Source organism: uncultured Limosilactobacillus sp. (assembly GCF_934202235.1).
Classification (GTDB): Bacteria; Bacillota; Bacilli; order Lactobacillales; family Lactobacillaceae; genus Limosilactobacillus.
The window spans coordinates 1-10,436 of sequence record NZ_CAKPXS010000054.1; the positions used below are offsets into that span (position 1 = coordinate 1).

The window sequence follows — 10,436 nt, forward strand, 5'->3', positions numbered from 1 at the left end:
GGCCGGCCGTGACGACTTGATCAAAAAGACGACGGCTGAAATGAAGGTCGTTGAGAAGTACCTGCCTAAGCAGTTGCCAGATGACGAGGTTAAGGCAAAAGTGGCAGAAGTGATCAAGGAACAAAATGCCAGCAGCATGAAGGACTTTGGTAAAGTGATGGGTGCTGCAATGAAGGCCTTGAAGGGCCAGGCTGACGGTCAGCTGGTTAACAAGACTGTCAAGTCACTTCTCCAGTAAGAAGCAATAAAGGTAAAGGGGATTACTTTTTGACTGAAAAACAATCAGGAAAGTTTGAACAGGCTTACCAGATCGCTGATCAGCAGGTCGAAGTCGGGTTACTCGGGACCCAGGATAAGTATGTGGAACTACTGGAATCGGGGATGGCTGTCACCATCAACCCGTTTGGCGACCAGTTAAAGATCAGCGGGGCCAAAGATGACGTTTTGCTGACGGTTGACGTGATTGATCAACTAGTGAAGCTGATTAAGGCGGGCATTATGTTGAGCAGTACCGATATCGTTAGTGCCATGAAGATGGCCCACCGGGGGACACTCGAGTACTTTGGCGACCTGTATAGCGAAACCATCATTAAGGACCGTCGTGGCCGTGCAATCCGCGTGAAAAATTTCGGCCAGCGGCAGTATATTCAGGCGATCAAGGAAAACGACATTACTTTTGGGATTGGACCAGCTGGGACCGGGAAAACTTACTTGGCCGTAGCAATGGCCGTTGCTGCCCTGAAACGGGGGCAAGTCGAACGGATCATTCTGACCCGGCCTGCTGTTGAAGCGGGGGAGAGTCTTGGCTTTTTGCCTGGTGACCTGAAAGAGAAAGTTGATCCCTACCTGCGGCCAATTTATGACGCCTTAAATGAGATTATGGGGGCTGACCACGTTGAACGCCTCGTTGAACGAGGGACAATTGAAATTGCGCCGCTCGCTTACATGCGGGGACGGACACTTGATGCTGCCTTTGTGATCCTCGACGAGGCGCAAAACACCACTAATCCGCAAATGAAAATGTTTTTGACGCGGTTAGGGTTTGGCTCCAAAATGGTGGTCAACGGTGATATTTCACAGATTGACTTGCCGCGGCACAACGCGAGTGGCCTCGTCAGTGCTGAACGGATCCTCAAGGGAATTAAGTCGGTTGACTTTGTGCACTTTAGTGCTGATGACGTGGTGCGCCACCCAGTGGTTGCAAGAATCATTACTGCTTACGAGAACCAAGAAAGTCAGCGGGGGGAGAGATAATGGAATTAACACTGCTAGACCACACGGCCGGCCAGTTAACTGCTGACCAGCGTCAATTGGCCATTCAACTGCTGAATTACGCGGCTGATTATCTTCACGTGGCCGAGAGTGCTGAAATGTCGTTAACCTTCGTCTTAAACGATGAAATCCGCCAATTGAACAAGCAATACCGCGGTGTTGACCGGGCGACCGACGTTATTAGTTTTGCGGCTGAAGAGACTGGTAACGAAAGCTCTTTTGAAATGCCTGCCGAACTGCGGGCGGAACTACCGGAGAACCTCGGTGACCTGTTTATCTGTCTTGATAAGGTTCCGGAGCAGGCCGGTTTTCTTGGTCATTCAGCAGAGCGCGAACTCGGCTTTTTAGTCGTTCACGGTTTTTTACACCTGAACGGCTATGACCACGAACAGCCAGCTGATGAAAAAAAGATGTTTACCTTGCAACGGGAGATTTTAGATTCTTATGGCCTCACCAGATAAACACCAGATTAGCCGTAACCGTCATTTTACCCAGGCAGTGCGGCACGCAGTGGATGGGATTATTCACGTGACAAGGCGTGAACAGAATTTCCGTTTTCACCTGTTTGCTGCCGTCCTCGTGGTGGTTTGTGGTTTGATGATTCACATTTCGGTAGAGGGCTGGTGCTGGTTAATGGTGGCTGTCTTTGCAGTCCTGATTGCCGAAATGGCGAACACTGGCGTTGAAGAGTTGGTTGACCTCCTGGTTGGCCACCACTATTCACCGGTAGCAAAGCACATCAAGGATATTGCAGCCGGCGTCGTCTTACTCACTTCATGGTTGGCGGCCATTGTTGGTTTGCTGGTCTTTGTACCAGCATTGTTAGAGCTTTTCAGGAGGTAAGTCATGACAGAAGAAAAACAACCAGTCTTTCACTCTGGGTTTGTGGCAATGGTTGGCCGGCCTAACGTTGGCAAGTCAACCCTGCTTAACCAGGTGGTTGGCCAAAAGGTGGCCATTATGAGTAACGTCGCCCAGACAACCCGTAACAAGATTCAGGGCGTTTATACGACGAAGAACGCGCAGCTGGTCTTTGTGGATACCCCGGGAGTCACTAAACCGCGGACAAAGCTGGGCGATTTTATGGAACGATCGACTTATTCTGCCCTGAGCGAAGTGGATGCGGTGCTCTACGTGGTGAGTGCGGCAGATAAGCGCGGTATGGGTGACCAATTTATTGTCGACCATGTTCTTGACCACGTTGATAAGCCCGTTTACCTGGTGGTCAATAAGATCGACCAGGTCCACCCCAACGACCTGCCAACCATTGTGGATGACTACAAGGGCGGACGTCAATACGCCGGCATCCTTCCGGTATCAGCCCTCAATGGCAATAACGTTGACCAGCTACTTTCAACGCTGGTCGCGGCGATGCCCGAAGGACCACAATATTATCCGGCAGACCAGGTGAGTGACCATCCGGAGCGCTTTGTGATTGCGGAAATTATTCGAGAAAAGGTCTTTCACCTGACTCGTGATGAGGTACCACACTCGGTCGCCGTTGATGTCACCTCTGTCAAGGACCAGGGTGATAATCACGTGCAGGTTAGTGCCAACATCGTGGTGGAACGTCCAGGACAAAAGGGAATCATTATTGGTAAAAAGGGTGCGATGTTGAAGAAGATTGGCACCCTTGCCCGCAAGGATATTGAAGCCCTGTTAGGGAACCACGTTTACCTACAACTGTGGGTCAAAGTAGTGCCCAAATGGCGAGACAAGAGCTCGCTACTAAAGGAATACGGTTACCGCAATAAAGATTATTAATTGTCACGGGGGTGTCTGCCATGGCAAAACAAGTCAGCCGCTTTACCGGGCTAGTAATGTCGCGGCGGGATTTTCGCGAACGCGACCTCCTGGTAAAGATGTTAACGGCATCGCAGGGGCCGCTGATGTTTCTTGTCCGCGGCGCTAAACGGCCGAAGGCTAAACTAGCGGCGACAGTCCTGCCGTTTAGTCATGGCTCGTATTTAGGGGTGCTCCACCAGCGACGGCTTAGTTTGCTAACGGCTGCCAACCAGGTTCAACAGTACCAGCACATCACTGCCGACTTGACGGCCAATGCGTATGCGACCTACCTGTTTGACCTGGTTGATGCGGCATTTTATGATGGTCAACCGCTCGGGCGCTGGTTTAACCAGGTCAGTAGTGCACTTTCCCTGATGGATCAAGGCATGGACCCGCAGATCATCGTTAACGTGCTCGAACTTCAATTGCTCAGTCAGTTTGGTGTTCAGCCTACCTGGGACCGCTGTGTTGTTTGTGGTCGGCGTGATCTGCCGTTGAATTATTCTGAAGAAAATGGCGGGATGCTCTGTGCCAATCACTTTGACCGTGACCCCTATCGGATCCGCTTGGACCAGCGGACTACTGGCTACTTGCAGCTGCTTTCGACAGTTGATTTGACGAAGGTGAAAGCGATTAATGTTTCCGACTATATCAAACAACGACTTCAGAAGTTAATTGACACCATCTATAACAACCAGGTCGGACTTCACTTGCGAAGTCGGACTTTCATCCGCCAGATGGACAACTGGGATTCTCAACTAAAATTAAGTGGCCGCAAGGATTGACAATCATTGTTTTTTTTTCTATGATGATGACGTTCATCAAGAAAATAACTGCAGCAACGACGAGGAATTAACCGGTGTGCTGACTTCAGCGAGAGTGGGATAGTGAAAGCCGCTTGTCAGGTCCGGGTGGGCACCTTACAGCTGCATTAATCAAGCTGTTCCGTCTTGACGGAAAAGCAGGGTGGAACCGCGAATGACATTCGTCCCTGTAATCACTGGCTAAGTCTAGTGATTACAGGTCTTTTTTTGGAAAGGGAGAGTTAATATGGCAAAAAAACTGAGTGTCCAAGACATCATTTTTACGCTTGAACAATATTGGGCAAAACAAGGCTGCATGCTGATGCAGGCCTACGATACGGAAAAGGGGGCGGGGACGATGAGCCCTTATACCTTCTTGCGGGCGATTGGACCAGAACCGTGGAATGCTGCGTATGTCGAACCATCACGGCGGCCAGCAGACGGCCGTTACGGTGAAAACCCCAACCGTCTCTACCAGCACCACCAATTCCAAGTAATTATGAAACCCTCCCCGGACAACATTCAGGACCTCTACTTGGGTAGTCTCAAGGAGCTAGGAATTGACCCACTGGAACACGACATCCGTTTTGTTGAAGACAACTGGGAGAACCCGTCGATGGGTTGTGCTGGTGTCGGTTGGGAAATCTGGCTTGACGGGATGGAAATCACTCAGTTTACCTACTTCCAAGTAGTTGGTGAACTGCCAATGAATCCGGTTGCTTCAGAAGTCACTTACGGCTTGGAACGGCTGGCCGAATACATTCAAAACGTTGACTCCGTTTACGATCTGGAATGGGCTGACGGGGTCCTCTATGGTGATATCTTTAAGGAACCAGAGTATGAACACTCCAAGTACGCCTTTGAGGAAAGCGACCAGGCGATGCTGCTATCAGCATTTAACAACTACGAAAGCGAAGCAAAACGCCTGATTAAGCTGGGACTCGTTCACCCGGCCTATGATTACGTGCTGAAGTGCAGCCACACCTTTAACCTCTTGGACGCTCGTGGCGCCGTTTCTGTCACTGAACGAGCTGGTTACCTGCACCGGATTCGGATCATGGCCAAGTCCATTGCCAAAGCGTTCGTTGAAGAACGGCGGAAGCGTGGTTTCCCACTGATTCATGACCAACAGCTCCGGCAAAAGACCTTAGCGGAGTACACCAAAAAGGCGGAAAAGGCTAAACAACGCGCGGCAAAGAAAGCACGCAAAGCACAAAAGGGGGAGAAGTAACATGGCTAACACATACTTATTGGAAGTCGGCGTTGAAGAAATGCCAGCACACGTTGTTACGCCAAGTATTAAGCAGCTTCATCAACGGGTTGCTGACTACTTAAAGGATCAGCGCATTGGGTTTGACAGCATGAAGGAGTACGCAACACCCCGCCGCTTAGCATTGCTCATTAGTGGCCTGGATGATAAGCAACCGGATATTGACGAATCAGTCAAGGGGCCGGCCAAGAAAATTGCCCAGGATGCCGATGGTAATTGGACTAAGGCGGCCATTGGGTTTAGCCGCGGACAGGGGGCAACCGTTGACGATATTGAATTCAAGGACGTTAAGGGCACTGCCTACGTCTTTGTTGAAAAGCACATTGAGGGGAAGACACTGGCAGAAGTCCTCCAGGGGTTGCCAGAGGTCATTACTTCAATGAACTTCCCTACCCAGATGAAGTGGGGCTACCACCAATTACAATTTATTCGGCCAATCCGTTGGCTGGTTTCGCTGCTCAATGATCAGGTGGTTCCATTCCATATTCTGGACGTTGAAGCGGGACGGACAACTCGTGGGCATCGTTTCCTGGGACACGATATTGACTTGAAAGAGGCAACGGATTACGAAGAGTCCCTTCACCAACAATTTGTCATTGCCGACCAGGCTAAACGCAAGCAGGTGATCAACGATCAGATTGATCAGATTGTGGAAGAACACGACTGGGTAATTGATAAGGATCCGAACCTGGTTGAAGAAGTTAACAACCTGGTTGAGTGGCCAACGGCTTTTGCGGGCTCCTTTGACGAAAAGTACCTGGTCTTACCTGACGAAGTCCTCATTACCTCAATGAAGGATAACCAGCGCTTCTTCTACCTTCGTGATCACCAGGGAAAGTTGCTACCGAACTTTATCGCTGTCCGCAATGGTAATCGTGACTATTTGGATAATGTTATTAAGGGGAACGAACGGGTGCTGGTTCCACGGCTGGAAGATGCCAAGTTCTTCTATGAAGAAGACCAGAAGATCTCAATTGCCGACTATGTCAAACGACTGTCGCGGGTCAGCTTCCACGACAAGATTGGCTCGATGGCCGAAAAGTTGGCGCGGGTAACCGTGTTGGCCCAGTTGCTGGGTGAAAAAGTGGGCCTTGATGACCAACAATTATCAGACCTCAAACGGTCTAGTCAGATTTATAAGTTTGACCTGACTACCCAGATGGTTGGTGAATTTGCTGAACTGCAGGGAATTATGGGGGAAATTTACGCCCGTCTGCAGGGTGAACGGCCAGCGGTTGCCAAGGCGATTGCAGAACAGTACATGCCAACAAGTGCCGAAGGAGAACTGCCACAGTCTCCGGTCGGGACAGTTTTGGCAATTGCTGACAAGTTAGACTCCATTATGAGCTTCTTCGCTGTCGGCATGATCCCAAGTGGTTCCAATGACCCTTATGCTTTGCGTCGCCAGGCCTTCGGAATTGTGCGGATCATCGCTGACCGGCAGTGGCACCTGCCGCTGATGGAAATGGCAACAGCATACAGCCAGGCACTGACCAAGGCTGGAATTGACAACCAATTAGACTTCAACCGTCACGCCAAGGACGTTCGGTCGTTCTTCTTGGACCGGCTCAAGCAGCTCTTCCACGAAGAACACCTCCGTCACGACATCATTGATGCAGTTTGTGATACCGAGCAAAATGATATTGCTGCGGTCATTGAAGCTGCCGCTGCGATTGACCGACGCAAGGACAATGACCACTTTAAAGAAGCGGTTGAGGCACTCACGCGGGTTGTTCGTCTGGCAACCAAGGGGAAGCTGCCAGCTGAACAGTGGCAGGTGAACCCCCAACTGTTTGAAAATCCATCCGAAAAGGCATTGTGGGAGCAGACGACAGCACTGCAACAAAAGTTTGACGGTCAGACCCTTGATGAACACTTTACTGAACTGCTGGCTCTCCGTGAATTGATCAGTGATTACTTCGAAGAAAACATGATCATGGCCAAGGATGAGGCGGTCAAGCATAACCGGTTGTCACAACTGAGCATTATCGCGGCAATGACTAAGGAATTCGGTAATCTTGACGAATTAATTGTCAAGTAGTAAACTGAATAAGCGTTGAGTTAATTATGATTGCGCTAACTATCTGCAATTAATGATATTGGACAAAGGTCGCGTTCGAAAAAAGAAGGCGACCTTTGTTTGCTGTTGAAAGGGAGGGTGCAAAGTGGCCAAAATTTCACGGGAACTGATCGACCAGGTCCGTCATTCCGTCGATATTGTCGATGTTATTGGCCAGTACGTTCAGCTCCGGCCAGCCGGGAAGTCACTGATGGGGTTATGCCCCTTTCATGATGAGCGGACACCATCCTTTTCTGTGGATGAAAAAAAGCAGCTATTTTACTGTTTTAGCTGCCACCGCGGTGGTAACGTGTTTCACTTTCTTGAGGACTTAAAAAACGAGGGCTTCCTTGATGCGCTTCGCGAAGTGGCGGCGATGGCCAATATCAGCTTGCCGGCGACTGATAACAATATCAGGCGGCAGCAGGTTACTGATCCGCAAGCGCAGCGAAAGCAACAGCTAATTGAAGTTCATCAACTAGCAATGAACCTCTATCACCATATTCTGATGAATACGCCAGCAGGGGAACCAGCGCGCCAATACCTTGCTAAGCGGGGGATGAGCCGGGAACTAATCGAGCAGTTTCATATTGGGTTTGCGCCGCAGAAGCGGGTCCTCAAGGCTTTCTTGGCTGATAAGAAGGTGGATTCGCAGCTGCTGCAGCAGTCAGGCCTCTTCGTCAATGGTCAGAATGGACTGAGCGACCGCTTCTCGTCGCGGGTGATGTTTCCGCTGCTAAATTCACGAGGCAAACCGATTGCTTTTTCGGGACGGTTGTTAGCGAAGAATGCTAACTTACCAAAGTATTTGAATAGTCCAGAAACAATCCTTTTCCAAAAAAGTTCCACCTTGTTTAACCTTGACCAGGCCAAGTCGGTGGCAAGGAAAAGCGGGAAGCTGTACCTTTTTGAAGGGTTTATGGACGTCATTTCGGCCTTTGGGGCTAACGTTCATAATGGTGTTGCGTCCCTGGGGACCAGCTTAACTGGCGAACAAGTCGACATGATTAGCCGCTTAACTAACCAGGTTGACATTTGCTATGACGGGGACCGTCCCGGTCAACAGGCTATTGAGCGGGCACTCAAGCTTTTTGAAGACGAAAGCCAACGCGTATTGCAGTTACGAGTGGTTCAGCTTCCGGCGGGCATTGACCCTGATGAATATGTTCAGCAATATGGCGGGGAGCAGTTCCGTGAATACCTGCAGAAAAACGAGGAAACACCAGCTGAGTTCCGCCTCCGTTATCTTCGGCAGGGGGTTGACTTAAGCAATCAAAACGAGCGGCTTAACTACCTCAATGCCGCCTTAAACGTGATTGCTGGCGTCGGTGAACCACTGGCCCGTGACATGTACGTCGGTCAGCTGGCGACTGAGTTCAACCTGGACCGGGAGGCACTGAATCAGCAGCTGGGTGAATTGCTCGCTAACAGACCTCAACGACAACCGCGACGGCAAAGTGAGTCAACTTATCGACGGCCTGCAACGGCTGCCAGGCAGGGTGCGACTCAATCACCAGCGCCGGTCGGGGTGAAATTAACGCGGTTAGAGCTGGCCGAACAATTATTGTTACACACGATACTGCACGACCCGGAAGCATGGGCAACTGTCGTTCGTTACCCTAATTTTCGCTTTGTGACGGCGACCTTTCAGGAGATCTACCAGGTCGCGGCAAAAATTAAGGCGGCTGACCCTGATCAAGAGATCACCATCGACCGGGTCATGGGCCGGTTAGCCGACCAACGATTGGCTGCGCAGCTATCGGAGGTTGAATCGCGGCGTGGTAGTGAGGTACTCAACGACCAGGGAATCGCCGATTGTTTAAAGGTAATTACCCAGCAGCAGCCAATTGAAGAACGAATTCGGCAGAAAAAAGCAGAATTGGCTGAAGCGAGTGCTGTTCATAATGATGAATTAGAGAGTAAACTGGTTAATGAACTCATTGACCTTTTTTCTCAGCGAGAAAAACTCAAAACGGAGGAGATTGGCTAGATATGGCAAAGAAAAAAGAAATTGTGATTTCCAACATGGAGGACTTTGACCAGAAGAAGTACGAAGCCGCCGTCGGTAAGCTGATTCGCAAGTTTAAGAAGCAAAAGCAGATCAAGTATGATGATCTGACCAAGGCACTGGCTGAACCATTTGAGTTGAATGCCGACGGGATGGACAATTTAATCCAAAACGTCGAGGATGCCGGAATTAGCGTGGTTGACGACAATGGTGATCCTGATCCCCGGGCTTTGAAGGCGACCGAAAAGCTTTCACAAAAGGCGATGAAGGATACCAAGGCACCAACCAACGTTAAGATTAACGACCCGGTGCGGATGTACCTGAAGGAAATTGGCCGGGTTCCTTTGCTAACGGCCGATCAAGAAGTAGAATTAGCGCTGCGGATTGAGCAGGGGGATGAAGAAGCCAAGCAAGAGCTGGCTGAGGCAAACTTGCGACTGGTTGTCTCCATTGCTAAGCGTTACGTCGGTCGGGGAATGCAGTTCTTGGATTTGATTCAGGAAGGTAACATGGGCCTGATGAAGGCGGTCGAAAAGTTCGACTACCGGAAAGGATTTAAGTTCTCCACTTACGCTACCTGGTGGATTCGGCAAGCGATTACCCGGGCGATTGCTGACCAGGCCCGGACCATCCGGATACCGGTTCACATGGTCGAGACCATTAATAAGCTGATTCGGATCCAACGGCAATTACTGCAAGACCTCGGTCGGGAACCGCTGCCAGAAGAAATCGGGGCGGAAATGGATATGCCGACGAGTAAGGTCCGTGATATTCTGAAAATTGCTCAGGAACCAGTGTCACTGGAAACGCCAATTGGTGAAGAGGATGACAGCCACTTGGGCGACTTTATTGAGGACCACGATGCGACAAGTCCAGCTGACCATGCAGCCAATGAGATGATGAAAAAGCAACTGGAAAACGTGTTGGATACGTTAACGGATCGTGAAGAAAACGTTCTGCGGTTGCGGTTCGGTCTCGATGATGGTCGGACCCGGACACTTGAAGAAGTTGGGAAGGTCTTTGGGGTGACCCGGGAACGGATTCGACAAATCGAAGCCAAGGCGCTCCGCAAGCTGCGTCACCCATCACGGTCAAAGCAGCTCAAGGACTTCTTGGAATAACATTCAGAATTGCAAAAAAGACCGCCGCGAGCCAAGCGCTCTGAAGTGCCCTACAATTGTTAGACAAAATTGTCTAATGATTGTGGGGTATTTTTTATGACCAAATATAGCTCAGCAC

General features: G+C 50.2%; 10 protein-coding genes. All 10 read left to right on the plus strand.

All coding sequences use genetic code 11. The features are described from left to right. Positions 1-238 (plus strand): GatB/YqeY domain-containing protein (locus Q0E49_RS07250; RefSeq protein ID WP_295747524.1); only part of this gene is annotated, 238 nt, incomplete at its 5' end. Positions 239-267: 29 nt separating this feature from the next. Continuing rightward, positions 268-1,254, plus strand: a complete 987-nt coding sequence (locus Q0E49_RS07255) for a PhoH family protein (RefSeq protein WP_295747526.1) — start codon at positions 268-270, stop codon at positions 1,252-1,254. Continuing rightward, positions 1,254-1,733, plus strand: a complete 480-nt coding sequence (gene ybeY, locus Q0E49_RS07260) for an rRNA maturation RNase YbeY (protein ID WP_295747528.1) — start codon at positions 1,254-1,256, stop codon at positions 1,731-1,733. Before Q0E49_RS07255 ends, ybeY begins: the two co-directional genes overlap by 1 nt. Further along, the gene (locus Q0E49_RS07265) at positions 1,717-2,115 is read left to right on the plus strand and encodes a diacylglycerol kinase family protein (RefSeq protein ID WP_295747530.1); all 399 of its coding nucleotides are present in this window, start codon (positions 1,717-1,719) and stop codon (positions 2,113-2,115) included. Before ybeY ends, Q0E49_RS07265 begins: the two co-directional genes overlap by 17 nt. 3 nt (positions 2,116-2,118) lie before the next feature. Further along, complete coding sequence (gene era, locus Q0E49_RS07270) at positions 2,119-3,036, plus strand: GTPase Era (protein WP_295747532.1); 918 nt, start codon at positions 2,119-2,121, stop codon at positions 3,034-3,036. Positions 3,037-3,056: 20 nt separating this feature from the next. After that, the gene (gene recO / locus Q0E49_RS07275) at positions 3,057-3,842 is read left to right on the plus strand and encodes a DNA repair protein RecO (RefSeq protein WP_295747534.1); all 786 of its coding nucleotides are present in this window, start codon (positions 3,057-3,059) and stop codon (positions 3,840-3,842) included. A gap of 265 nt (positions 3,843-4,107) precedes the next feature. Continuing rightward, complete coding sequence (glyQ, locus tag Q0E49_RS07280; protein ID WP_295747536.1) at positions 4,108-5,091, plus strand: glycine--tRNA ligase subunit alpha; 984 nt, start codon at positions 4,108-4,110, stop codon at positions 5,089-5,091. A gap of 1 nt (position 5,092) precedes the next feature. Further along, complete coding sequence (glyS, locus tag Q0E49_RS07285; protein ID WP_295747538.1) at positions 5,093-7,171, plus strand: glycine--tRNA ligase subunit beta; 2,079 nt, start codon at positions 5,093-5,095, stop codon at positions 7,169-7,171. Positions 7,172-7,295: 124 nt separating this feature from the next. Then, positions 7,296-9,179, plus strand: coding sequence for a DNA primase (dnaG, locus tag Q0E49_RS07290; RefSeq protein WP_295747540.1), 1,884 nt, complete (start codon positions 7,296-7,298; stop codon positions 9,177-9,179). A gap of 26 nt (positions 9,180-9,205) precedes the next feature. Next, positions 9,206-10,318 carry an RNA polymerase sigma factor RpoD gene (gene rpoD, locus Q0E49_RS07295; protein ID WP_180961346.1) on the plus strand — a complete coding sequence of 371 codons (1,113 nt, stop codon included), beginning with the start codon at positions 9,206-9,208 and terminating at the stop codon, positions 10,316-10,318. The last annotated feature ends 118 nt before the right edge of the window (positions 10,319-10,436 follow it).

Coding starts and splice junctions, on each gene's coding strand:
- era (WP_295747532.1), top strand. CDS start 2,119: ATGACAGAAGAAAAACAACCAGTCTTTCACTCTGGGTTTGTGGCAATG.
- Q0E49_RS07265 (WP_295747530.1), top strand. CDS start 1,717: ATGGCCTCACCAGATAAACACCAGATTAGCCGTAACCGTCATTTTACC.
- glyS (WP_295747538.1), top strand. CDS start 5,093: ATGGCTAACACATACTTATTGGAAGTCGGCGTTGAAGAAATGCCAGCA.
- ybeY (WP_295747528.1), top strand. CDS start 1,254: ATGGAATTAACACTGCTAGACCACACGGCCGGCCAGTTAACTGCTGAC.
- glyQ (WP_295747536.1), top strand. CDS start 4,108: ATGGCAAAAAAACTGAGTGTCCAAGACATCATTTTTACGCTTGAACAA.
- recO (WP_295747534.1), top strand. CDS start 3,057: ATGGCAAAACAAGTCAGCCGCTTTACCGGGCTAGTAATGTCGCGGCGG.